Origin of the sequence: Ekhidna sp., from assembly GCF_965247405.1 — a bacterium.
GTDB lineage: Bacteria > Bacteroidota > Bacteroidia > Cytophagales > Cyclobacteriaceae > Ekhidna.
The window spans coordinates 3,326,506-3,351,685 of the sequence record NZ_OZ252014.1 but is presented as its reverse complement, the minus strand read 5'-3'; the positions used below and the strand labels follow the sequence as shown (position 1 = coordinate 3,351,685).

The following is a 25,180-nucleotide window of genomic DNA, read 5'->3' as shown; positions in this document are numbered from 1 at the left end:
CATACCTTTGCATAATGCAAGACATTGATATTGATAACATTGAGCTGACCTACCTGGGTCTGGAGGATTACCAGGAGCTTAAAAAGGCCATGATAGAGTCCTACCAAAAGGTAGAGGATAACTACTGGGAAAAACATGAAATCGAAAAATTGATTAACCTTTTCCCGGAAGGTCAGGTGGTCCTTAAAATCAATGGACAACTTGCCGGATGTGCCTTATCACTCATTGTTAAAAGTAGATTGGCGCAAAAACGTCACACCTACAAACAGATCACCGGTAACTACACCTTTAGTACACATGACTCGGAGGGCGACATGCTTTACGGTGTGGATTTGTTCATCAAACCGGAGTTTCGTGGGTTGCGATTGGGACGAAGACTTTATGATTATCGTAAAGAGCTGTGTGAGCGAATTAACCTGAGAGGGATTGCATTTGGTGGTCGTATCCCCAACTATCATAATCATGCAGAGGAGCTTACCCCGAGGCAGTACATCGATAAGGTCAAGAAGAAGGAAATAGATGACCCAGTCCTCAATTTTCAAATCAACAACGACTTTCACGTTTCGAAAATTCTTAAAGGATATTTAGAAGGTGATCAGGAGTCGATGGAGTATGCCGTGCTGCTGGAATGGGATAATATCTATTATGAAGAACCCACGGATCAGGCCAGCAGCATTAAGCGTGTAGTTCGATTAGGACTGATTCAGTGGCAGATGCGCCCATATAAAGACCTGGATGATGTCATGCAGCAGGCTGAATACTTTGTGGATGCAGTTTCCGATTACCGATCGGACTTTGCCTTGTTTCCTGAGTTTTTCAATGCTCCCTTAATGGCTCCAAACAATCACATGTCTGAGCCTGACGCGATACGAGAGCTTGCCAAACACACCGATGAAATCGTTAATCGATTTTCGAGGTTAGCAGTATCCTACAATATCAATATCATTACTGGCAGCATGCCGGAAATGAAAAATGATCGGCTGTTCAATGTTGGTTACCTGTGCAGACGTGACGGTACCATTGAGCGCTTTGAAAAAATCCACGTGACACCTGATGAATCTAAGATATGGGGTATGGAAGGTGGAAAATCGGTACAAACCTTTGAGACAGACTGTGGTAGAGTCGGGGTGCTGATCTGCTATGATGTGGAGTTTCCGGAGCTCAGCAGACTGCTTGCGGACGAGAAAATGGATATCCTGTTTGTGCCTTTTCTTACAGATACTCAAAATGGCTATTCACGTGTGAGAAACTGTGCCCAGGCGAGAGCGATTGAGAACGAATGCTATGTGGCGTTGGCAGGCAGTGTGGGTAACCTTCCGAACGTACACAACATGGATATTCAGTTTGCACAGTCGGTGGTATTCACACCATGTGATTTTGCATTCCCCACCAATGGCATCAAGGCGGAAGCAACGCCGAACACCGAAATGATCCTTATCGCCGATGTAGATGTGGATGATTTAAGGGAGCTTCATGAATTTGGTAGTGTCAACAACCTCAAGGATCGCAGGAAGGATGTATACGAATTGAAAAAGAAGTAGTGAGTTTTAGGGGGCGAGGCAGGTTCATTAGACTAATGCATAACCTATCACAAATAACTAATCATGAAGTCCCTAATCACGACTCTGCTAGTATTACTGGTTGCATGTCAAGCTTATTCCCAGAAAACACAAAGCCTTGAAGGCATGAAGCAGACTGAAATTAGAAGGTACCTGATGACACAAAATGAATCAGAAATGGCCTTAGCAATGATAAAAAAGCACAATACCTCCAGGATATTTTCTTATATATTTTTTGGTAGCGGCCTTATCACACTCATGAGCCAGGATTCATCAGATGAGTTAAGTGTCATACTAACATCTTTTTACGGAGGAACCTTGCTGATAGCCGGATTAATAACTTCAATTGCTGCAGACGCAAGACTAAAGAAAGCAGCAAAACTCTACGAACATGATATTCAGAAGGCACAATTAAAACCGAATATACGATCTGAGTTGCCAGTATTTGGAAAGGCTAAATATCCCACTCCTCGTTGATTTGCGAAATGGCATGATGGCCGGTCATATCAAACTGACAAGGCACCACAGAAACATAATTATTAGCTAGCGCCCATTCATCGTTATCCTCCCCTTTGTCGTGGTTCACAAAATTGCCTACCATCCAGAAGTAAGTTCGACCATAAGGGTCCTTTCTTACGTCAAATTGCTCTTCCCAATTGGCGTTGGCCTGGCGACATACTTTAATCCCCTTGATCTCCTCCTTCTGTCTAACCGGAAAATTTACATTAAGTGCAATCCCTTTTGGTATGCGATTTTTTAGTGCTTCCTGTGTTACTTTTTTTATATAGTCATCAATATGATCCATGTCTGCATCGGGATCATAGTCACACAGTGAGAAACCGATTGCCGGGAGATGTTCAATCGCTCCTTCTATCGCGGCGCTCATAGTACCTGAATAAAGAACACTGATGGAACTGTTACTTCCGTGATTAACACCGGACACTACCAGATCTATGTTTCGATCTTTCAGTACATAGTGCTTAGCTAGTTTCACACAATCGGCAGGTGTTCCTGTACATTCGTATGCCTCTATTCCTTCAAACAATTCACTCCTTTTCAGTCGCAGTGTATCCCCCACAGTAATCGCATGTCCCATCCCGGACTGTGGGCTATCAGGAGCTACAACCACAACTTCACCCAACTCCTTCACCACATTTACCAGCTTCCGAATTCCTCGGGAAGTGATACCATCGTCATTACTTACTAGAATAAGTGGTTTTGCCATAGATTAAATTGAATTATAAAATGCGGTGATGCGGACCAGATCAGCCATTTCGTCTGTGTCTAGTCTATTATCTTTTATGAATTTCTTGATGTCCGACTGCTTCTTTCGCATGAACGTAAGCAGATCTTTCTTCTTGCCGTTAAAGAAGGTGATATTTCCTTTGTCGTCCATAAAATAGTAAGAGTACTTGATCACCAAACGAGAGGTATTACCTCCTCCCCAATAAGCAGATGAGCTGTTTACGGTTTGACTCACTATGTGTTCACGCGCCATCAATGACAGCTTTCCTTCATAGACCAGTTCAAAGAAAACCGGAATTTTATAATCGATATTGACCGTGTATGGGATGGAATAAAACTGACGATAATTGTTCAGGATTTGATCAAATATCTCAAAGTAGAAGACCTTATGACTGGAGAATGATTTAGTCTTTCCACGGTTGATTACCGTGAGGATATTCGCATCCAAATCATACTTCAAGTCTCCTTTGATCGTGTCCCGATCTGTGGTTACCATGAAACCCTCATGGAAAACCTCCGAGGAAAACGTCTGCGCGTAAATATTTAACGCAGCAAGTATCAGAACGAACGAAAAAACTTTTCTCATTTCAAAATTTCGTGCCCCAGTTTATCTCTTTTGGTTTCAAGATACTTTTGGTTGTGCTGGTTTGGAGCAATTTCTATGGCAATATTTTCCACAATTTCCAGGCCATATCCCATCAAACCTACTCTTTTCTTAGGGTTATTGGTAATCAGACGCAATTTAGAGATTCCAAGCTTTCTTAAAATCTGTGCTCCTACTCCATAGTCACGTTGATCTGACTTGAATCCCAATTCAAGGTTGGCCTCCACGGTATCTTTTCCTTCTTCCTGAAGTTTATAGGCTTTCAGTTTGTTCATGAGACCAATGCCTCTACCCTCCTGGTTCATATACAGAACCACACCTTTTCCTTCTTTCTCTACCATCTGCATTGCTCCATGGAGCTGACCTCCACAATCACAGCGGCAGGAACCAAAAATATCTCCCGTAACACATGAACTATGCACACGCACCATTACTGGCTCCCCTTCTTCCCAGGTTCCCTTGATTAGCGCCAGGTGCTCCTCTCCGGTATTTTTTTGTTTAAATGCTTTTAGCTGAAAATCTCCCCAGTTGGTAGGCATACTCACCTCTATCTCTTCTTCCACCATGGATTCCTTGTCCATTCGATACTTGATGAGATCAGCAATTGATACCAGCTTCAAACCAAACTTATCCGCGATTTTCCGGCAATCGGGTAAGCGCGCCATGGTTCCATCATCTTTCAGAATTTCCACCAACACTCCTCCTGGCGTTAACCCGGCTAAGCGAGAGAAATCAACGGCTGCTTCCGTATGGCCTGCTCTTCGGAGTACTCCGCCTTGTTTAGCTTTCAATGGGAAAATGTGTCCCGGTCTACCTAAATCCTCAGGCTTGGTTTCAGGATTTACCAGTGCCTGAATAGTTTTTGATCTATCTGATGTAGAAATACCGGTAGTTGTTCCGTGTCCAATTAAATCGACAGAGACTGTAAATGGTGTTTCGAAAGTAGCTGTGTTCTTGCCCACCATCAAATCCAGATCCAGCTCCTTGCAACGATCTTCCAACAAAGAGGCACAGATCAGTCCCCTTCCTTCTTTGGACATGAAGTTGATTATGTCTGGGGTGACCTTATCAGCAGCGCAAATGAAGTCGCCTTCATTTTCCCTGTCCTCATCATCAACTACGATGATCACTTCTCCATTTTTAATAGCCTCAATGGCTTCTTCTATTTTATCTAGCATTATCCTACTAATACGTTCCCTAATATTTTGGCGATCTCCACCGACACTTTCTTCAACTCATTTATGTCGTCCAAAAGTTCATCTACTTCGGCTTCATTTGTCGCATGTTTCAATTTTTCGGTTTCTTCCTGGATCAGTTGTTGGACGATTCTAAATTTCAACCGCAGCACATTAGTGTAAGTTACATCTTTCAGAAACTCAGTCTCCCTGGGGACATGGATCTGATACTTCTCGCTCCAGTTCTCGCTAATCTCATACTTGTCTGCACTTAAGTCAATGACGGTTTTCCGTACATCCTCGTCCTCATGATTTAACAGAAATTCCCCATCTATCACCTCCCCTTCGTTCAGTTTTTCCCGAAAAACATCAATGATTTTTCGATACGTTTCATTGGTAAACTGTATTTCGTCCGCTTCGTTCAGAAAATAGTCAATTAAGTTCTGATCCTGCATCTCTCGTGTGTGGATCTTATTTTTGCCATAGTTTACCAGTACACGAATACTTTCCCGCTCCTGAAATTCGATTATTTTACCAATATCAAGCTGATCTATCAGGTCCTCTTGCTGCTCCATCGGAAATGGAGGCATCTCTTGTTCAGGCTGGGGTGGTTGATCATGCCGACCCTTCTTACGGTTCTCTATGAGAATTTTGTTTTGTTCAGCTACCAATACTGATTCAGCGATTCCCAGAAGATCGCTGCACTCTTTGATATAAACCGTACGTTTTACCGGATCATTGATCTTGGTGATGCTGGAAACAATATCCTTTATAACTCCTGCTTTCTTTACCGGGTCATTGCCTGTGTCATCAAGCAGTACCTTGGTTTTGAAGCGAATAATATCCTGCGCTTCTTCAGCTACATATTCCCTGAAACCTGAAGCTCCTAACTGTTTTGCATAGCTATCAGGGTCTTCTCCTTCAGGAAGGGCGACTGCCTTCACATTAAGGTCTCCCTCCAGCAACAGATCAATCCCTCGCATCGAGGCTTTGATGCCTGCTTGATCACCATCAAAAATAACCGTGACATTTTCCGTATATCGTCGAATGAGTTTTACCTGATCTTCCGTCAGCGCTGTTCCAGAAGAGGCTACTACATTTTCCACTCCGGCCTGGTGCATGGAAATCACATCTGTATATCCCTCTACCAGGTAGCAATTGTCTTCTTTTCGAATGGCATTTTTGCTCTGATACATCCCGTAGAGCACTTTACTCTTGTGGTAAAGCTCTGTCTCCGGGCTGTTGATGTATTTCGCAGATTTATCGGTGCTGGAGAGTTTTCTTCCTCCAAAAGCAATCGTTTTCCCTGACACATTATGAATAGGAAACATGACCCTGCTACGGAACCGGTCATAGTTTTTCCCATCCTTATCGATGACCAATCCAGCTTCTGCCAGCAACTCCTTGTTATATCCTTTGCTTGTGGCTTCATTTAGGAGACCGTCCCACAACTCTTTGGAATATCCAAGCTCAAACTTTTTAATCGTTTCTTCAGTAAACCCCCGCTCCTTGAAATAGGAAAGGCCAATGGATTTACCTTCATCCGTATTGTGGAGCACATCCTGAAAATACTCGCTAGCAAAATTGAGGACGATGTATAAACTCTCACGCTTGTTCTGCGCCTTCTGAGCTTCATCTGACTGTTCTTCCTCTTTTACCTCGATTCCGTACTTCCCAGCCAGGTATTTCAGCGCTTCCACATAGCTAAGTCCATCCACCTCCATCACAAAGGTGATTGCGTCTCCGCCTTTGCCCGAGCTAAAGTCCTTGAAAATCCCCTTGGATGGAACTACATAAAAAGAAGGTGTTTTCTCGTTCGTAAAAGGGCTTAATGCTTTGTAACTTGAACCTGATCGCTTAAGCGTAACAAAATCCCCTACCACCTCGACTATGTCGATTCGGTTTTTAATTTCTTCGATGGTAGAGGGATGGATCATACGCGAAATTGGAATGCAAAATTACCAGATAAAAAGGATTCAAAATCATCAGGATTTACCCATACATTTGAATAAAAAAATCAATGCCCAAACAAACGACTAATCCAGTAAATATTTTATTCGTCTCAATCTCCGGATTGATCAGTGACATAGCCTGGCAATGTGTAAAAGAAGGCCATCCTGTCAAATATTTCATTGAAGAAGCAAGTGAAAAAGAGATCGGAAATGGATTTGTCCCGAAAGTGGACGATTGGGAAACTGAAATAGAATGGGCTGATTTGATCGTTTTTGATGACGTGTTAGGCCAGGGTGAAAAGGCTCAACAGCTTCGCGAAAAGGGAAAGTATGTGGTGGGCGGCACCCCATACACAGATAAGTTGGAAGATGATCGCTCGTTTGGTCAGGCAGAGTTGAAAAAACATAAAGTCAATATCCTCAATTATCATGAGTTTGATTCATTTGATGCGGGAATCGAGCATATCAAATCAAATCCCGGCAAATACGTTCTTAAACCAAGTGGTGAGGCACAAAACATCAAACGCCTCCTGTTTGTAGGTCAGGAAGAAGATGGAAGTGACGTCTTACGAATTCTCAGTGCATATAAAAATGCCTGGAGCGAGGAAGTAAAAATCTACCAACTGCAGAAAAAGGTGGATACCGGAGTAGAAATAGGTGTAGGTGCATTTTTTAATGGGAAGGAATTCATCTATCCGATCAATATCAATTTTGAACACAAAAAACTCTTTCCCGGAGAACTAGGAGTCGCAACAGGAGAAATGGGCACCAGCATGTTTTGGAGCGGACCCAACAAGATTTTCAATGCCACACTGAAAAAAATGGAACCCACCCTGGCTGAAGAAGGCTATGTAGGATATATTGACATCAATTGTATTGTGAATAATAATGGTATCTACCCCTTGGAATTTACCTCCCGTTTTGGCTACCCAACCATTTCGATACAAGCAGACGGAATGAATAGTGGCATTGGCGATTTCTTTTTCCAACTCGCCAAAGGTGAAAACCCCAACTTAAAAGTAAAAAATGGTTTTCAGGTAGGAGCCAGAGTAGTTGTTCCTCCATTTCCTTATAAGGATCCTAAAACCTTTGAGGCCTTCTCAAAAGATGCAGCTATTGTCTTTAAAAGACCAATGACGGATGGAGTGCACATCGAAGATGTAAAAATGGTGAATAACGAATGGCTGATTACCGGAGGTAGTGGTGTTGCGTTAATCGTCACAGGGCTGGGTCTTACCATGAAACAGGCACAGCAACAACTTTACGCCCGCATCAGAAATATTATGATTCCTAACATGTATTATCGAACTGATATTGGAAATCGTTGGTTTGAAGATAGTGATAAGTTGCACGCCTGGGGCTACCTCAGAGAGTCCTAAAGTGCAGTATATGAATTAACTTGCGGCGCGAATGGAATTGACGAAAGAAAATCTACTAAAAGCACTGAGTGAGGTGATCGATCCAGACCTAAAAAAGGATTTGGTTTCACTCGGAATGATTCAAAATATTCATATTGACGGCAATAAAGCGGCATTTGATGTGGTGCTGACGACCCCCGCTTGTCCACTCAAAGAGGTCATTAAGAAAGACTGTGAAGACAAAATCGAGAAGCACTTAGGTGATGTGAAGACGATCATCAACATGACGTCTAATGTCACTACGAAAAGAGATGAAGGGCCTGTTTTACCAGGAGTGAAAAACATCATTGCCGTTTCTTCAGGAAAAGGAGGAGTGGGTAAATCTACCGTTGCTGCTAACCTGGCAGTAGCACTCGCTCGATCTGGCGCAGATGTAGGACTGATTGACGCAGATATTTATGGACCATCCATTCCGACCATGTTTAACTGTGAGTTTGAACAGCCTGGAATCGTTCAGGAAGACGGAAAAAATAAGATTGTTCCCATTCAACAGTATGGAGTGAAACTGATCTCTATTGGCTTTCTCACTAACAGTGAAGACGCTGTAGTCTGGAGAGGGCCAATGGCCAGCTCTGCTCTGAGACAATTTATTTCAGATGCCAAGTGGGGTGAATTGGATTACCTAGTTATTGACTTACCTCCTGGTACCAGTGACATTCACTTGACCCTGGTACAAGCGGTTCCCGTGACTGGAGCTGTGGTAGTGACAACTCCCCAAAAAGTGGCTCTGGCAGATGCACAAAAAGGAATCTCGATGTTTAAGCAACCGCAGATTAATGTGCCAATTTTGGGCTTGGTTGAAAATATGGCATGGTTTACACCTGATGAGCTACCTGACAATAAATACTTTATCTTTGGAGAAGGTGGAGGGAAGAAGCTTGCTGCGAAGAATGAAGTGGAGCTGCTGGGACAAATACCCATTGTACAGTCCATTAGGGAAAGTGGCGATAGTGGATACCCGGCTGCTATGAAAGATGGAGAGCTGGCGGATGCTTTCAAAAACCTGGCAGAAAATGTGGCAAGACAGGTTGCAATAAGAAATGCTGCAGCCCCCGAGACTAAAAAAGTAGAAGTGACCGTTTAGGAATATGTCAGAATTAGTAGAAAAAGTAGAAAAAGCACTCAATACCATCCGGCCATACCTGGAAGCTGACGGTGGTGATGTGAAAGTGCTGGAAGTGGACAAAGACATGAATGTGGTGCTGGAACTGATGGGAAATTGTGGGTCGTGCCCCATGTCTACCATGACATTGAAAGCTGGCGTTGAAGAAGCAATCAAACGTGAAGTTCCTGAAATCAAAAGCGTACATGCGGTCAACATCACCTCGCCTGATGACCCGAACGCTAAATTTCCATTTGCAAATTGATGAACCCATGCGATTTGGGTTACTCATTGTTATACTCACTTTAGCCGCATTCAACCTTAACGCTCAGGAAAGGTGCGGCACTCATGTCCCTACTACTGGTGAATTTGAAAACTGGATCAGCATGAAAATAGCTGAGCGTCAGGCCAGGGTCGAACAGCCCCTTGCTCCACTTTATCAAATTCCGGTTGTAGTACATGTATTCCACAAAGGAGAACCGGTAGGAACAGGCGTAAATCTTTCCGAAGAGCGAATCAAGGCACAGATAGACTCACTGACAGCTGACTTTCGCAGGATGAATGCAGACGCTGAAAATACCCCAATGGTGTTTGAGCCTGTAGCTGCTGATGTAGAAATTGAGTTTATATTGGCCAAACAAGATCCTGCCGGAAATCCAACGAACGGGATTGTGCGATTAAGAGGCTCGAGAGACAGCTACCGTGCCAACTCACACCGACCATTGCTCCGCTCTGAAAGCTACTGGCCAGCAGAACACTATCTCAACATTTTTGTGACAGACTTGCAAGTTTTTCTGGGATATGCCTCGTTTCCTTTGACCTCCCTGGAGGGTATTACCAATGGCTCTGATGATTTTACTTTTGATGGAGTTTTGATCGATTATGAGTACTTCGGAGTAAACCCAGCTGCCCCTTCTTTTGAAAGCTACGGTCGTACGCTAACCCATGAGGTTGGACACTATCTTGGGTTGCGTCATATCTGGGGTGATGGGGGCTGTTCTGTTGATGATTTTGTAGATGATACGCCGTTAGCTGATTCTGACAATGGCGATTATTCCTCTCCCTGCACATTTCCAAACCCTGACGATAACACCGTTTGTGTTATGGATGAACCCGAAATGTTTCAAAACTACATGGACTACACAGATGATGTCTGCATGAATCTTTTTACTGAAGGGCAGAAAACCCGAATGCGAACGGTGATGGATAATGCGCCTAATCGTACCTCACTTATTTCAAGCCCTGGTCTTTCTGAGCCTACTCGGTTTGCGGACGACTTAGCAGCCGTGAATATTCTGAGTCCGGCCATAGCGGAGTGTGAAACGACAATCACACCTACATTGAGGCTAGTGAACTACGGTACCACTGAAGTTACCTCATTTGATGTGGAGCTATTCATTGATTCTAATCCCATCGAAACTCAAAACATATCAACCACTTTAGATCCACTAGCTTCTGATACAGTTTCGTTCAGCTCTCAAATCATCAGTGCAAATTCAACTGTCTCTTTTGAGGTTAGCAATGTAAATGGCGGTTCAGATGGTAATCCAAGTAACAATTCAATCAGCAGGATAATAACTTCAACCTCTTCCACCACATTACCATTCATACAGGATATAGAATCGGCACCAGAATTTCTAGGCAGTATTGGAAGTTCCTATCCCTGGGAGGTGACCACTGCCCCTAAAGAGGCCCCATCAAACAATGCATTGGTTTTTAAGGCGCATGATAATACCGTGTGGTTTGGTGAAGAAACCATATTAAAAACTCCGGTATTTGACCTGACCAATATCACTTCAGGAGAAATCCAATTCAGTTTTGCTCATGCGAATCGTCCCGATGCTTTTTATGATGGTTTCATGATTAAAGCCAGCGTGGATTGTGGAGAAACCTTTCCGGACATCCTATTTTCAAACTTCGGTCCTGATCTGGCTACTGCAAATGAAACAGATGCATATTTCACACCTGCAAACCAACTAGAATGGATGGATACACTTGTAAGCATAACGGATTATCGTGGGATCGATGGGGTTCAATTTGCTTTTGTTGGTATCAATGGCAGTGGCAACAATATCTACCTGGATAATATACAGGTTGTCGAAACCAACCTTTTTGAAAATGATGTAAAACCGCTTTCACTAGCTGTGCCTCTTGTCACATGCTCAGGAACATCTGAGGTTAGCTTCAGTGCTCGAAATAATGGTTCTGAAACTGTGACTTCTTTTGAAATCAAATATTTTGTTAATGGTGATACATTGATTGCTTCCTTTAATGGCTTGAATCTGTCTTCTAAAGAAGAGAACAGTTTTTCATTTCTCGCAAACGGACTGAATGTCGGCGAAAATGAAGTCGGGATAAAGATTACAACCGTAAATGGTGTGCCAGACGAATCGCTGGATGAAAACATAGTCAAAACCACTTTAAACCGGGATAACATAGAAGATGAGTATCCGCTTACCATTGACTTTGAGGCACCCGACAATTGGCAACTAGCCGCGAGTGGACAGAATAACTTATGGGAGCGTATCGAAGTTTCATTAAATGGAGCACTGCGGGCCAATGGTTTTGATGCGACAGAGCTTGGAGAAAAAAGTTGGTTTATAAGCCCTCGACTAAATACCGGAGGATTGGATAGTGCAGGACTTTACTTTCGAGCTTCTTACGCCTCAAGAGATGGCTTTGATGATCAGTTACAAGTACTATTGTCCACCGATTGCGGCCAAAACTATTATCAAACACATTTGTTGGATGCCGATTCTGATTCTTTGGCTGTTACAGCCTCGACTGAAAAATGGGTGCCTACCGATGACTCAGACTGGAAAGAATATCGAATAGACCTGTCACAAACATTTTTCTTTGATGAAGATATCCGAATAGCATTTGTGTTTACCCCCGGAGGAGGCAATGATCTTTACATTGACGATATCAGCATCCGGGGAAATGAGCCACCAACCTATGCGGATTTTGTAAGAACGTATCCAAATCCTGCAGTATCCCAATTTAACGTTGGTTTGAATTTGCCTCAAAAAGAATCTGTGGTTATCCGGCTGCAGGATATCAGTGGAAAAATTATTTTTGAAGAGCGCATTGATAACGCACTGAACCAGGTCCTGGAATATAAGTCACCAAGTCAGGAAGGACTCTATTTTTTAACTGTAACAGGCAAAGGATTCAGCAACTCTCAAAAGCTGTTTATTAGTCGTTAATTCATTAGGTTTATCCCTTCATTAAAAAGAGCTATGTCATTTAAAAAGCCAACCAGTATCAAAGACTTTCTTCTACATCTAGCTGTTCTCATTGGTGGTTCTGCTTTGATAGTCGTCATCGTTTTTTATGTATGGCTCCCGATCTCTACGAATCACGGAGAGACTATTACCGTTCCCGACATTCAGGGAATGACAGTTGACGAGTTAGATGAGTTTCTGGGAAAACGTAATCTTCGGTTTGAGGCTACAGCAGATTCCAGCTACTCTCCTAATCATCCTCCTTTGGCGGTATTGAGACAGGTTCCTAAGCCGAATACTAAAGTGAAAGAAAATCGAAAAATCTACGTTACACTAAATGCAGAAAGCCCACCAAAAGTGCGAATGCCTAAAGTAGAAGATCTTTCACTTAAAAGTGCGATGATGGTACTTAAGTCTTATGATTTGAAATTGGGTGAAGTGAAATACATTCCTGATGTATTTTTTGGAGTAGTGCATGAAGCAAAAATGAACGGCCGGACAGTGATGGAAGGTGAGAAAATTGAAAAAGGATCCGTTATTAATCTGGTAGCAGGTGATGGATATGGAAATACCCAATTTCAGTCACCAAACCTGATAGGCTTGGAGCAAGAAGAAGCAGAGGTAGCCATCATTGGGTCCGGTTTGAAGATTGGTAAAATTGAAATCACCGACAAATCGTTGGCTGGATTTACAGCGATTGATTCCGCTGGAAATGACATGTTGGAATATAGAGAAATCGCTCCCGGAACCGTGCAACAACAGTATCCTCGCCCGGAAAGAAGAGTGAAAATTGGAGATCCGGTCGATATCTGGATTTACAAGCCAGACTCTGTAAGCAGTGCACCCACGATTTTAGATAATCAATGAGGAAGTTCGTTTTTGCGATATTCGTTTTTGTGGTTCAGTTCGGGTATTCTCAGCTGACGATAAAACCTATTCTAAAACCGGAACAAAGCACTCGTGCCCGTACGGCAGCCACTCAAACGGTAAATCCCGCCACCCTCCCCTTTTGGGATGATTTTTCTATTACGACGGATTCTCCAGACAGCATCCGGGTATGGGGGAATGACACAACCTTACAGTGGAATTATGACTTAAGTAAGAACGTCTACGTAAACGCTACGCTCGCAATCAACCCTCCCACTTACAAGGTAGCCACTTTTGATGGGCTGGACGCTAATGGTGGATTCCATGCCGGAAGTGATATCGGACTTGCCGATCAATTGGTTTCGGACACAATCGACTTGCAAGGAAAAGCCAACGTAATACTCTCATTTTACTGGCAGGCAGGTGGCCATGTAGAAATCCCGGAGGAAGGTGACTCCCTTATCCTTCAGTTTTACAGTCCGACTATTGAAACAAATGAAGGCTGGAGAACCGTCTGGTCGAAAGATGGTGGAGACCTGGGGTCCGACCAGGATTCAGTCTTTACTCAGGTAGCAGTAGAAGTGACATCCACTTTTCGCACACAGGATTTTGTATTCCGATTTCAATCTTACGGCGATAAGGACGGTCCATTTGATGCCTGGCATGTGGATTGGATATATCTAGATGAAGACAGACAAAATGATGATTTTTATTATCTGGATCGGGGCTTAACGGGTCAATTAACCTCGCCTATTGCTCCATTTAAATCAATGCCGATTCATCAATTTAAACTCAATGAAGTGGAATTGACAAGTAGTCAATTTGTACAAGGTTTCAATCTGGATGAACAACTTCAACCCACTGAGTATATTTTAGTGATTAGAGATTTAAACAATGGAGTAAGGATCGACTCATTAGAATATGGTGATGAAGATCCATTATTCCCAAACCCAGACCCTTTAAAAACCAGCGTTGAACGGTTTATTGAATTAAGTGGTATTGATCTATCTACCATTCCAAATGAAGATTCAATTAACCTGCTTTCTGAGGTGTATCTCGAGAGTTCTGATGATGACTTTTTAAATGGCACAAGCATAAACCTCCGCATCAACGATACCATCCGCACGCACTATCTCCTTCACAACTACTACGCGTATGATGATGGCACTGCCGAATATGCCGCCGGAACTAACATTAGTGGTGGGCAGGTTGCCATCGAGTTTTGGCTTGAACAACCAGATACGCTTACCCATGTAGACATTCACTTCCCAAATATTGATCCACCAAGCAATGGCAGTGCCTTAGATCTTAGGATTTTTAAAGACCTGAATGACGAGCCTATCCAATCACAAAATATATCTGTGATCAATGCCAGCGCTCTTAATCAGTTTACGAGATATAAATTGAGCAGGCCTCTCGTCCTTTCCGATACTTTCTATCTTGGGTATCAGCAAAGCAAGAATGAATACATAGGTGTGGGTTTTGATCGCAGCAGTCCTGATGCTTCGCAGTATATTTATGAGAATAGAACAGGTCAGTGGGAGCAGAACACACGACTAATGGGAGCCTTGATGATCCGACCGGTCTTTGCCACCGTTGATAGCCTTGTATTGACTGCACGACCGGAACAAAAACTCAAAGTATATCCAAACCCCACGACTGGTCTGCTTGCCATAGATGGTACGTATGAGGCGATTTCAGTAATTGATTTCTCCGGCAAAAAACTAATAAGTGAAAAAGCACGATCGTTGCATGATTTTGGAAATTTGAGGGCCGGCTTATATTTGCTCACCATTCACCGCAAGGAAGGTGACCAAACCATTAAAATCATCAAAAAATGAACGAAGACATTACCTGCCAGGAAGTAAAGCAACGATTAGAAAACGGCGATAAATTTAATTTTATTGATGTAAGAGAAGAGTGGGAATATGAAGAAGCTAATATTGGGGCTAAACTAATTCCCCTTGGAGATCTACCGAGTAGACTTTCAGAAATAGAGCACATGAAAGATGCTGAAGTGATCGTTCATTGTAAGTCAGGAGCAAGATCAGGAAGAGCAAAAAAATTCCTTAATTCACAAGGGTTCACCAACGTCAGAAACATGGAAGGCGGCATCACAGCCTACCTTGAACTTTAAAGGCCCTCGATTACCAGTGGCTGAGGACTGAAGCTCAGTATAAATATGACCAGAGCTACCCAGCCAAGTATTTTCCTTCCGATGGTCAACTCAGAATTGTCTACTACCGGTGGGTGATCCACACCAATAAACCGGCCAATCAAAATGGAGAATAATAACCAACCCGTGTAGCCCTCTATCTTGAAAATAGATGCCACAAAAAACTGTACAGTAAATAATATGGTAGCATAAAGCAGTCTGTCACGCTTCTGCTTAAATACACTAAACGCGCTCCAGTAAACCACGGCAAGGTAGAGAGCAATACTTATAGCAAAATTACCAATTCCTTCAGGTGAAGTATTGGAAAGATCAGCTGAAGTAACCCACCCTAATCCTGCATAAAACAAAAATGCGGTAAACAAAACACGTGAAATGATCGCGTGATTCTTTGCACCAAAGAGTCCGAATAGTACATGCCCACCGTCCAGCTGACCGATAGGGAGCAAGTTTAGAGCAGTGAAGAAAAAAGCCAGGTAGGCAGCCAATAATACCGGGTAGTGCATCAATTCTTTAGAGCTTGGAATATATCGATCATCTGGAGCCAGGTATTGTCTGCCAAGGTTCATGAGAATATTATCTCCAAAGTAAACTGACCCTTCTCGACCTGTATCAATGGTATCCTGCAGGGTTTCAAATGCAAGCCGATCTGGATTCAGGTCTTTCTTGAGAATGAGAGTGTCCAGTCCCTCCATCCGCTCTTCAAAGTTTGCTCCAAATACCTCATACTCCGGATGGATTTCATAGATGTATTCCGTTTCAGGAAGTGTTTTAAACCCATAAACCAGAAGGAAAATAGCTACAACAAATCCGGCGATTGGCCCGGAAACACCCACATCAAAATATTTGGTCCGGCTTAAAATATTTTCTTTTATTCGGATGAACGCTCCCATCGTACCTAGAGAAGCCAGTCCGGCAAACCCAAACCACATGGGTATGTAATAAGGTAAGGTTACATTGATTTTGTGATAACGAGCAGTGAAATAATGTCCAAATTCATGGACGGTCAGAATCAGTAAAAATGGGATGGAAAAATTGAATCCAAAAAGAAAATCTTTCCACGACATCCCAAAGATCACGAACTTCCCAAGGGTCCACTCTGCACCTGCAAATGTGGTAGTTATAAGCGTGACAATGAATAAACTTAATTGAATTAAAAGTGTCTTCTGTTGTTTATTCAAGTCCAAATATCTTGTTTAATTGTGTGTCCGGGTCAAAAATTTGAATAGCCTTCATCCCTGCACGTTGCGCTCCTTCTACATTATCTAACCGATCATCAAGAAAGAGCATTCTGGAGGCATAGAGACCAATGTCTTCAATAACAAACTTGTAGCAATTCAGGTTTGGCTTCCGCATACCAATTTCATGAGAATAATACACTTCTTTTACGAAATCCCTTAGGCTAAACCTTCCAGTTGCTTCCATGATCATCTCTTCATAAGCGATCTCATGGATCATATTTGTGTTTGAAAGAATATACGTATCATACTTTTCTCCGATCTTCAGCACCTTGTCCATGCGCTCCTTAGTTATTGACTTCAGCATGCTGTTCCAGATACTTTCGAACTGACGCTCGCCCATCTTTGTCCCTAGAAGTGAATTGATGCTGGCACGAAATTCATCTGGTCCGATCATTCCCATCTCAAATTTCTGAAGTACAGGGGCCGTAACCACCAGTTCTTCTATCTCGTCCTGGTTCCTTTTTGCTACCTCAGAAAGCTTTTGAATGACCTTTGGGTAGTCTAGGTCGATCAGTACATTTCCAAAATCAAAAATTACGGCATCAATGCCTTGTAGTAGGTCTGACATTCGTTGGCTATTAAACGGCAAATATGTAATATTGCGCTCCGTTTTAAAAGAAGAATATTCTATATTGAACGATTCTTCATGGGCCTGTAACTACCGCAGGTAGGCAGGCTCAGTTGGTTAGGGTCACTGGCTGGGACGCATAGTCCGGGGCGCGTAGCTTCATTATCAGTAAGTCCCTAACAAATTTGTCAAATGGGCCTATAACTCAGTTGGTTAGAGTAACTGACTCATAATCAGTAAGTCCCAGGTTCGAGCCCTGGTGGGCCCACAATAAACCCGACCGTAAGGTTGGGTTTTTTTATACCTCATTTTGGGCAAGAAGCCTGCCCCGTGGAGTGCATGCACGGCGAGTACTGTTTATTAGGCAAGCATACCTTTTTTATCTGCTTAATTAACGCATTTGTAATTGCCACAACCGGATTGAACTAAAGCAATGCAATACATGACTATTTGTATTTGCAAAGACACAACCTTTGCGCTTCAATCGAAACATCAATTACTCATCTGAGTTAAGGAACAAACAACATTTACATTATTCAATGCCCGTATCATACATTACACACAAAGGAAGAAAAATTTTATATGTCAATTTCAAGGATATGAAATCCAAGGAAGTTGTATTGGCCAATCTGGAAGAAATGAAAAAATTCTATCTGGAGGCTACTGAGAAAATTTATCTACTTCTGGATGTGAGAGGAACCTTTACCGATCCCGAAGTGATGGATAAGCTCAAACATTATGGCAAGCAGTATTTTAAAGGAAAATCTGAGAAGCGTGCGGTTCTGGGTGTTAGTGGTATTAAAAAAATAATGCTGAAGGGCTATGCCCTGGTGACCAATACAGATGTTCAGCCCTTCGATGACGAAGAAAAAGCGAAAGACTATTTGGCTTCATAAAATTTAGAATCCAGATCTCTTACAGATATCACTGAGTTTTTAAATCGATTGCATAGAATTCTGCCTACATATTGAAATAGCTCATCATTCCTCCATAATTTTCCCGCTTGTTTCATTTGAATACTGAGCATGACGAGACATTCTTACGACTATGGAGTAATCGGAAATTGTGCCTACACTGCGCACATTCATAAAGACACCAACATTGCCTGGATGTGCTGGCCAAAATTCGACAGCAGCTTCATCTTCGGTAAAATGCTGGATACAGAAAAGGGTGGAAATTTCTGCATCTCACCTTCAGAAGGAATCAAGCGGACTCATCAGTATTATATTGAAAACACAAACATCCTTTGCACAGAGATCACCAGTGCCTCCGGTTCCTATCGCGTTACGGACTTTGCACCTCGATTTTTCCAGCAGGATCGATATTATAAGCCATTAATGTTGATTAGAAAAATTGAACGACTTGACGGTTCCCCTAACCTGGTCGTTCGATGCAAACCCAAAGGAAATTACGGTGAGCTCGATCCTGAACCCAGCTTCGGTAGCAACCATATCCGATTCCTGGGCCTGGATTCTGCCGTCCGTTTGACCACCAACATTTCGCTCACCCACATTCTGGATGAGCAAAGCTTTGTATTGAATGAAACAAAATACATGGTGCTGACATGGGGGCCTCCACTAGAAGCAGCCCTCGAAGAGACCAGTGAGTCATTTTTAATCAAAACCACCAAGTACTGGCAGGGGTGGATAAAATCAGCCAACATCGTCAATTTCTACCAGCGCAATGCAATCCGATCGGCTCTGATACTTAAAATCCATCAATATGAAGATACAGGAGCTATTGTAGCTGCCACCACCACCAGCTTACCAGAAAGCCCGGGAAGTACCCGAAACTGGGATTATCGTTTTTGCTGGATGCGTGATACTTACTACACCCTAAATGCATTCAATAACATTGGCCACTTTGAGGAGTCTGAAAAATATTTCCACTATATCCTTAACACCACTTCCGAAGAAAATGATCGATATCAGCCGCTATATGGCATTGATGGCCGAAAGAAATTGGTAGAAGAAGAACTACCCCTTCAGGGATACCTGGATAATCAGCCGGTACGGATCGGAAATGATGCCTACACACACATCCAAAATGATGTATATGGGCAGGTGCTGGTATCACTCCTTCCACTCTTCAATGATATGCGGATCATCTTTGATGAGCGATACAATACACCGGAGCTGATTTTCAAAACCTTAAAAATGATTGAAAAAACCTTTGATGAAAAGGATGCAGGGTTATGGGAGTTTAGAAACCTGGCTCAACATCATTGCTACACCTACTTGTTTCACTGGGCTGGTAGCAGTGCGGCGATCAAGATAGCGCGAACACTCAAGGACAAAAAGATTGGAGAGCTGGCGACCAAGCTCAAAGCACGATCAACAGAGATGATCGAGAAGTGCTATGTGCCAAAGAAAAAAGCCTATGCTCAGGCAGTTGGCGTTGACCGAATGGATGCCAGCAACCTTCAGCTCATCCTGATGAACTATCTGCCAGGACAGACACAAGCGGCCAAAGATCACCTGAAAGCGATGGAAAAGGAGCTTCACGCCGGTGATGGTCTTTTTTATAGGTATTTACATGAAGATGATTTTGGGAAACCCGAGAGTACATTCCTGATTTGTGCTTTTTGGTATGTAGAAGCACTGGCGTGTGTTGGACGGATTGATGAAGCGCAGAGCTACTTCCAGAAACTAAATGAGTACAGCAACCATCTCGGACTACTGAGTGAAGATGTAAATGCAAAAGATGGCAGCATGTGGGGCAACTTTCCCCAGGCTTACAGTCACGTTGGATTACTCAATGCTGCCAGCAGAATTTCAAGAAAGCTGGACAAGCCCGATTTTATTGATTAGTCAAAGATTCAAGAAGAGCTCGGATATCATGATAATCCTTCACGCGGTATTTCGCTGAGCTGGATGCCGCTCCAACTTTTACGGTAAAGGCGTTGGAAGGCATGGCCTTAAACGTATCCTCATCCGTCCAGTCATCTCCACAGGCAAGGAAGAAATCAAAGCTGTTCTTCTTTATCCATGATGCCGCAGCGATCCCTTTGTTTACGTTTGAATTCTTCACTTCGATCACTTTATCACCTTCCTGCACCTGGATATCACGTTCAGCTGAGACGTACTTTAAGTGGCTTGTAAGCTCCCTTGATCTCAGTTCTCCAAGCCCTGTCTCCACTTTTCGGTAGTGCCAAACCAATGAGTAGTCCTTTTTCTCGATGAAGGATCCCGGTGTTCGGTTGACATAGTTTTCAAGTATGGTGTGTATTTCATCCTGCCAGCTATTGTCCACCTCCACAAACTTCTTCCATTTTCCCTGATGCTTTTTGTGCCAAACCCCATGCTCAGCAATAAAATCCACTGGGAATTCAGAAAGCCATTTATGTAGGATATCCTTATCTCTTCCGCTAATGATAACCACTCTATTCTTTTCATCTGCACATAAACCGGCAATGATCTTCTTTAGCTCCTTGTCAGGTTTTGAGTCTAGCGGATTTGCATTGAAACCAACCAATGTACCGTCATAGTCCAGAAAGAGCACTCGCTTTTTGGTTTTGTTATAGCTAGCAAGCAATTCCTCTTTTACCAATGCTGTTAAAGGTTTGGTCTGTAGGTTTTCCTGCTCTTCTTTCACATGTTTCAATCGCTGCATAAAAAGCTTCACCCATGCATGTATATTGTAGCGCTGGAGTGATTTCTGCATGATCTCCATTCTAGCAACTTGTTCTGATTCAGGCATGGTAAGTGCCTCTTTTAAAGCTCTCACGTGCTGCCCCTCATCATTCGGATTAATCAAAATAGCATCTGAAAGCTCTTTCGATGATCCTGCCATCTCACTCAGGATCAATACCCCTTTCTTGTCGAGCTTACTAGCAATGTATTCCTTACAAACCAGGTTCATACCATCACGCATCGGTGTGACGAGCGCCACATTAGCCATGCGATAAAACGCACTTAGTGCATGCAATGGAAAGCTTCGATAGAAATAATGTATAGGTGCCCAATTTATTCTTCCAAATTTTCCGTTTATGCGCCCAACCAGCAGTTCTATTTCAGCTTTCAGATTGGCATACATAGGTACCGTATCTCGGGATGGCACCACCACCATTAAAAGTGACACCTTACCCCGAAATTCCGTATTCTCAGTTAGAAACATTTCGAAAGCTTTCAGACGCTCCGGAATCCCCTTTGAATAGTCTAGTCGATCTATGGATAATACCACCCTTACATCCCCAAGAGAGGTGCGATAGCGAACTTCTCTCGCCAATGTGTCCGGATGCGATGCTACTTCAGCATATTTATCATAATCGATACCCATTGGCAAGGCATCAGCCATAACCAATCTGTTTCCTACTTTCATCTGCCCATTGGTATTGCCTATCCCGGCCAGTCGATTGACGGATGAGAGAAAGTGACGCATATCATCGTAGGTATGAAATCCAATAAAGTCAGATCCGAGCATCCCTTCCAGCAGCTCGCGCCTCCATGGTAAAAGACGAAATGATTCGTAAGAGGGAAAAGGAATATGAAGAAAGAACCCAATGCTAATATTGGGATACAATTCACGAATCATCGAAGGCAAGAGTAACAGCTGATAATCATGAACCCATACAGTATCACCATCCTCAATCAGCCCTTCCAGTTCTTTCGCAAACTTTCGATTTACCCTTTGATAAGCATTCCAAAACACATCATCGTAAATGATATATTGGTTGAAATAATGAAAGTTTGGCCACAGAGTCTCATTACTAAAGCCTTCGTAATACTCTTCTATATCAGCCTTGGTGAGAAATACCGGATGCATATTTAATTCATTGAGATGTCTCGTGACCTCATCACGCTCTTCTGTCTTATTGACGGGCAATCCTGGCCACCCTAACCAAATATTATCTCCTTGCTTATAGACAGATCCTAACCCGGTAGCCAGTCCTCCTTCACTCGGCTTATACTCAAATGAGTGATTTTCACGTTGAATTTTTACTGGCAGGCGATTAGATACAATGATCGTTTTAGGCATATCTTAAGATTAAGGTTTGGAGAAAAGATACTAAACTTCGCTTAGAGAAAGTTGATATTCAATCATTGTGTTGCACAAAAACTTAGAATCCTGCTATTTCACCTCTATTTTTGAAACATGTCAAATCATGTAGCTGTTAATCCAAAGCTTCCATCGGGAGGCACTAATATTTTCACCATTATGTCCAAACTGGCCACTGAGCATAAGGCCATCAACCTGGGGCAAGGGTTTCCTGATTTTGAGTGTGATGAAAAACTCAAAGAGCTGGTAGCCAAACACGTCAGGGAAGGAAAAAACCAATATGCTCCATTGGCTGGCTTGCCGAAACTTAACGAGACCTTAAGTAAGAAAATGGAACATGTCTATGGTATGCCCATTGATCCTACCTCACAAATCTGTGTGACCGCCGGGGCTACACAGGCCTTGTATACGGCCATAATGGCGTTTGTAAATCCAGGTGACGAAGTGATCATCTTTGAACCGGCTTACGATTGTTACAAACCCCAAATTCAACTGGCAGGAGGTACGGTGAAACCGTATAATATGACCTATCCAGATTATGAAATCGATTGGAATGAGGTGAAAGATATGGTGACGGATAAAACACGAATGATCGTGATCAATACTCCTCACAACCCAAGCGGGACGGTACTCGGTGAGCAAGACATGCAAACGCTAGAGGAAATCGTCTCTGGAACCAACATCATAGTATTGAGTGATGAAGTATATGAACACCTCATCTTTGATGGTGAGAAACATCAAAGCATCATGCGGTTTCCTAAGCTTTTCGAGCAGTCACTGGCTGTTTTCTCTTTTGGAAAAACCCTGCATGCCACAGGATGGAAATTAGGATATATCGTTGGACCAGAATACCTGATCAAAGAATTCAAATCTATTCACCAGTGGAATGTCTTCTGCACCAACTCATTTGTGCAGTTTGCAGTGGCTGATTACCTGACTGAGCCTGAAAACTATGAGTACCTACCCTCCTTTTTTCAGGAAAAAAGAGATGCGATGAATAAACTTTTTAAAGAGGTACCACTTACCCCCAAAGTTGCTACAGGCACCTACTTTCAGGCATATGACTATTCCGAAGTGAGCGATCTGGATGACCTTTCGTTTGCTAAGTACCTTACCTCAGAAATTGGCGTGGCAGCCATCCCAATGTCGCCATTTTACACGAACCCTCCGGGGGATAAGGTAATTCGATTATGTTTTGCGAAAAAAGAAGAAACAATCCATGCAGCTGCAGAACGATTATTGAAGTTGAAAGGTTGATAAATGGGTCAGTGAAAAAACGGCCCAAATGAAGCGCATGAAAGAAAATACAGAAAGCACATACTTCTTTGATTATGAACATCCGGTGATTCAGGAATTGGTTTCAGAATTCAATATGGTGGATCTTTCGGATCAGGAAAAAGCCCAGCAGCTCTACCTTAAAATAAGGGACGGATGGCGATATAATCCATATGATATTAGCTTCAGAAAAGAGGCATTGAAATCAAGCCAAATTGCCCAAAAAGATCACGGTCATTGCATCGATAAATCCATTCTTTACATTTCAGGACTGAGGGCCCTTGGAATACCTGCAAAACTTCATCTGGCGAAAGTGAAAAATCATATTGCGGTAGATAGACTCATAGAAAAGTTTGGCACTAACGAGCTGACTCCTCATGGGATGGTAGATGTTTATTTGAATGAAAAATGGGTGAAAGCCACTCCTGCATTTAATAAGGAATTGTGCCTCAAAACAGGAGTAGAACCTTTGGAGTTTAATGGTGAAGATGACTCCATCTTTCAGGAATTCAATGGTGAAGGAAAAGAATTCATGGAGTATCTTGATGATTATGGATCATTTGATGATGTTCCATTGGACTTTATTGAACTGAATATGAAAGAAAATTACCCAAAACTGGAAAGTCTTTTAAACGAAGCGGGTGAACTAAAGCTATAGAAGAGATGCTTCCTCCGTCAGAATAACAATGCGTAAACATGATTACGTTTTAAAATCAAATGTCATCCTGAACGAAGTGAAGGATCTCATGGTTGATTAAAAGAATTAAAAAACAGACATGGCAGAAACCACACACTGGAAAGGATCGGACAAATATTTATGTGACCCGGAACTGGCACAGGCATTCCATATGGCGCGAACCTTAGGGATGCCCTTACTGATTGAAGGGGAACCAGGCACTGGGAAAACTGAGCTTCCAATCCACTATGCGAAAGATCGGGGGCTTCATCTGGAGGTTTACCCCGTAGGTTCCAAAAGTAATGTAGAGCAGTTTGTTGCCCGTTTTGATCATGTGAAATACCTGAGAGACTCCCAGATTGAGATTCTCAATGCCCAGCGGGAAGAGAAAGGCTTGGATCCTCGGATGACCAGTGACAGAAATCCGGAAAACCTGGGTGATTATGTGGTAAAAGGTCCTGCTGCCATCGCGTACAGCAAACCGAACTCTGTGCTGTTAATTGATGAGATTGATAAGGCACCAAGGGAGTTTCCAAATGATCTACTGTATGCACTGAGTCACCGAAGGTTTATCATGCCGGAATCCGGTGAAGTGATCGAAGTATCCGAAGAAGATATGCCAGCGATTGTAATTACCTCGAACCGAGAGCAGGAATTACCGACGGCTTTCAAAGGAAGATGTATTTACCATTACATCGACTTCCCTGAAAAAGATGTGATGGAAAAGATCGTGGAGAAGCATCATCCGGATCTGGACGAGAAGGTCGTGAAAGTGGCATTGGATGTCTTCTACCATTTAAGAAGACTGGGACTGGAGCGTTCACCAACTACCCGCGAAATCCTGAATTGGCTGAAATATATGAGTGATGTTGCTCCAAAAGAAGCAGTAAAAAAAATAGAGGGACTGGAAGGAATTGGTGCGCTGATCAAAACACAAACCGATATGGAACGTGTGAACCGAATGATTGGTGCAGACAACAACTTTGGCGGACCTTCGTGGAATTAATGAAAGTCATTTATTCAAAAATGAATCCTTAAGTCTCCTCTTGGGAGGAGAGACAGAGGTGGGTTATAAAGAATAGTCATTTTTGAATAAAAGTAGA

Annotated in this window: 21 protein-coding genes and 1 tRNA gene; 15 read left to right on the top strand and 7 right to left on the bottom strand. The window is 42.8% G+C overall.

What is annotated here, in order from left to right:
• Positions 1-14 precede the first annotated feature (14 nt).
• Positions 15-1,541 (top strand): bifunctional GNAT family N-acetyltransferase/carbon-nitrogen hydrolase family protein, encoded by a 1,527-nt coding sequence (locus ACP14Y_RS15440; RefSeq protein ID WP_424963829.1) that lies wholly within the window; start codon positions 15-17, stop codon positions 1,539-1,541.
• Between the two features lie 63 nt (positions 1,542-1,604).
• On the top strand, positions 1,605-2,036 hold the full coding sequence (locus tag ACP14Y_RS15435; protein ID WP_424963828.1) for a hypothetical protein: 432 nt from the start codon (positions 1,605-1,607) through the stop codon (positions 2,034-2,036).
• Here ACP14Y_RS15435 and surE read toward each other — a convergent pair.
• From surE to dnaG, 4 genes are read right to left on the bottom strand one after another with little or no spacing between them, the layout of a single operon-like run.
• A complete protein-coding gene (surE, locus tag ACP14Y_RS15430) occupies positions 2,014-2,784 on the bottom strand; it encodes a 5'/3'-nucleotidase SurE (RefSeq protein WP_424963827.1) in 771 nt (256 codons plus the stop codon). The two genes, ACP14Y_RS15435 and surE, sit on opposite strands and share 23 nt — an antisense overlap.
• A 3-nt stretch (positions 2,785-2,787) precedes the next feature.
• Complete coding sequence (locus ACP14Y_RS15425; RefSeq protein ID WP_424963826.1) at positions 2,788-3,390, bottom strand: hypothetical protein; 603 nt, start codon at positions 3,388-3,390, stop codon at positions 2,788-2,790.
• On the bottom strand, positions 3,387-4,586 hold the full coding sequence (locus ACP14Y_RS15420; protein WP_424963825.1) for a bifunctional 3,4-dihydroxy-2-butanone-4-phosphate synthase/GTP cyclohydrolase II: 1,200 nt from the start codon (positions 4,584-4,586) through the stop codon (positions 3,387-3,389). Before ACP14Y_RS15420 ends, ACP14Y_RS15425 begins: the two co-directional genes overlap by 4 nt.
• Positions 4,586-6,520 carry a DNA primase gene (gene dnaG / locus ACP14Y_RS15415; RefSeq protein ID WP_424963824.1) on the bottom strand — a complete coding sequence of 645 codons (1,935 nt, stop codon included), beginning with the start codon at positions 6,518-6,520 and terminating at the stop codon, positions 4,586-4,588. The genes ACP14Y_RS15420 and dnaG overlap by 1 nt, the downstream gene beginning before the upstream one ends.
• A gap of 83 nt (positions 6,521-6,603) precedes the next feature.
• Here dnaG and ACP14Y_RS15410 point away from each other — a divergent pair, with 83 nt between their 5' ends.
• From ACP14Y_RS15410 to ACP14Y_RS15380, 7 genes are read left to right on the top strand one after another with little or no spacing between them, the layout of a single operon-like run.
• On the top strand, positions 6,604-7,914 hold the full coding sequence (locus tag ACP14Y_RS15410) for a hypothetical protein (RefSeq protein ID WP_424963823.1): 1,311 nt from the start codon (positions 6,604-6,606) through the stop codon (positions 7,912-7,914).
• A gap of 31 nt (positions 7,915-7,945) precedes the next feature.
• Positions 7,946-9,037, top strand: a complete 1,092-nt coding sequence (locus ACP14Y_RS15405; RefSeq protein ID WP_424963822.1) for an Mrp/NBP35 family ATP-binding protein — start codon at positions 7,946-7,948, stop codon at positions 9,035-9,037.
• A 4-nt stretch (positions 9,038-9,041) separates the two neighbouring features.
• On the top strand, positions 9,042-9,320 hold the full coding sequence (locus ACP14Y_RS15400) for a NifU family protein (protein WP_424963821.1): 279 nt from the start codon (positions 9,042-9,044) through the stop codon (positions 9,318-9,320).
• Positions 9,286-12,261: a choice-of-anchor J domain-containing protein gene (locus ACP14Y_RS15395; RefSeq protein WP_424963820.1), complete on the top strand. Its 2,976-nt coding sequence runs from the start codon at positions 9,286-9,288 to the stop codon at positions 12,259-12,261. Before ACP14Y_RS15400 ends, ACP14Y_RS15395 begins: the two co-directional genes overlap by 35 nt.
• 33 nt (positions 12,262-12,294) lie before the next feature.
• On the top strand, positions 12,295-13,146 hold the full coding sequence (locus tag ACP14Y_RS15390) for a PASTA domain-containing protein (RefSeq protein ID WP_424963819.1): 852 nt from the start codon (positions 12,295-12,297) through the stop codon (positions 13,144-13,146).
• Positions 13,143-14,987, top strand: coding sequence for a T9SS type A sorting domain-containing protein (locus ACP14Y_RS15385; RefSeq protein WP_424963818.1), 1,845 nt, complete (start codon positions 13,143-13,145; stop codon positions 14,985-14,987). Before ACP14Y_RS15390 ends, ACP14Y_RS15385 begins: the two co-directional genes overlap by 4 nt.
• Entirely contained in the window at positions 14,984-15,283 is a 300-nt protein-coding gene (locus tag ACP14Y_RS15380; RefSeq protein ID WP_424963817.1) for a rhodanese-like domain-containing protein, read from the top strand. Before ACP14Y_RS15385 ends, ACP14Y_RS15380 begins: the two co-directional genes overlap by 4 nt.
• Here ACP14Y_RS15380 and ACP14Y_RS15375 read toward each other — a convergent pair.
• Together ACP14Y_RS15375 and ACP14Y_RS15370 are read right to left on the bottom strand one after the other, a co-directional pair.
• Entirely contained in the window at positions 15,280-16,500 is a 1,221-nt protein-coding gene (locus tag ACP14Y_RS15375; protein WP_424963816.1) for a site-2 protease family protein, read from the bottom strand. The genes ACP14Y_RS15380 and ACP14Y_RS15375 overlap by 4 nt on opposite strands.
• Complete coding sequence (locus ACP14Y_RS15370) at positions 16,493-17,128, bottom strand: HAD family hydrolase (RefSeq protein ID WP_424963815.1); 636 nt, start codon at positions 17,126-17,128, stop codon at positions 16,493-16,495. Before ACP14Y_RS15370 ends, ACP14Y_RS15375 begins: the two co-directional genes overlap by 8 nt.
• A 194-nt stretch (positions 17,129-17,322) precedes the next feature.
• On the opposite strand from ACP14Y_RS15370, the gene ACP14Y_RS15365 reads away from it, so the two are divergent.
• From ACP14Y_RS15365 to ACP14Y_RS15355, 3 genes are all read left to right on the top strand, one after another.
• Positions 17,323-17,396 (top strand) — tRNA-Ile (locus ACP14Y_RS15365).
• A gap of 331 nt (positions 17,397-17,727) precedes the next feature.
• A complete protein-coding gene (locus ACP14Y_RS15360) occupies positions 17,728-18,024 on the top strand; it encodes a hypothetical protein (protein ID WP_424963814.1) in 297 nt (98 codons plus the stop codon).
• 129 nt (positions 18,025-18,153) lie between these two features.
• Positions 18,154-19,938 carry a glycoside hydrolase family 15 protein gene (locus tag ACP14Y_RS15355; RefSeq protein WP_424963813.1) on the top strand — a complete coding sequence of 595 codons (1,785 nt, stop codon included), beginning with the start codon at positions 18,154-18,156 and terminating at the stop codon, positions 19,936-19,938.
• Here the strand turns inward: ACP14Y_RS15355 and ACP14Y_RS15350 are convergent.
• Positions 19,928-22,105 (bottom strand): bifunctional alpha,alpha-trehalose-phosphate synthase (UDP-forming)/trehalose-phosphatase, encoded by a 2,178-nt coding sequence (locus ACP14Y_RS15350; protein WP_424963812.1) that lies wholly within the window; start codon positions 22,103-22,105, stop codon positions 19,928-19,930. The genes ACP14Y_RS15355 and ACP14Y_RS15350 overlap by 11 nt on opposite strands.
• 117 nt (positions 22,106-22,222) lie before the next feature.
• On the opposite strand from ACP14Y_RS15350, the gene ACP14Y_RS15345 reads away from it, so the two are divergent.
• From ACP14Y_RS15345 to ACP14Y_RS15335, 3 genes are all read left to right on the top strand, one after another.
• Complete coding sequence (locus ACP14Y_RS15345) at positions 22,223-23,383, top strand: methionine aminotransferase (RefSeq protein ID WP_424963811.1); 1,161 nt, start codon at positions 22,223-22,225, stop codon at positions 23,381-23,383.
• Positions 23,384-23,420: 37 nt separating this feature from the next.
• Positions 23,421-24,059, top strand: a complete 639-nt coding sequence (locus tag ACP14Y_RS15340; RefSeq protein WP_424963810.1) for a transglutaminase-like domain-containing protein — start codon at positions 23,421-23,423, stop codon at positions 24,057-24,059.
• A 118-nt stretch (positions 24,060-24,177) separates the two neighbouring features.
• Positions 24,178-25,083 (top strand): AAA family ATPase, encoded by a 906-nt coding sequence (locus ACP14Y_RS15335; RefSeq protein ID WP_424963809.1) that lies wholly within the window; start codon positions 24,178-24,180, stop codon positions 25,081-25,083.
• Positions 25,084-25,180: the final 97 nt, after the last annotated feature.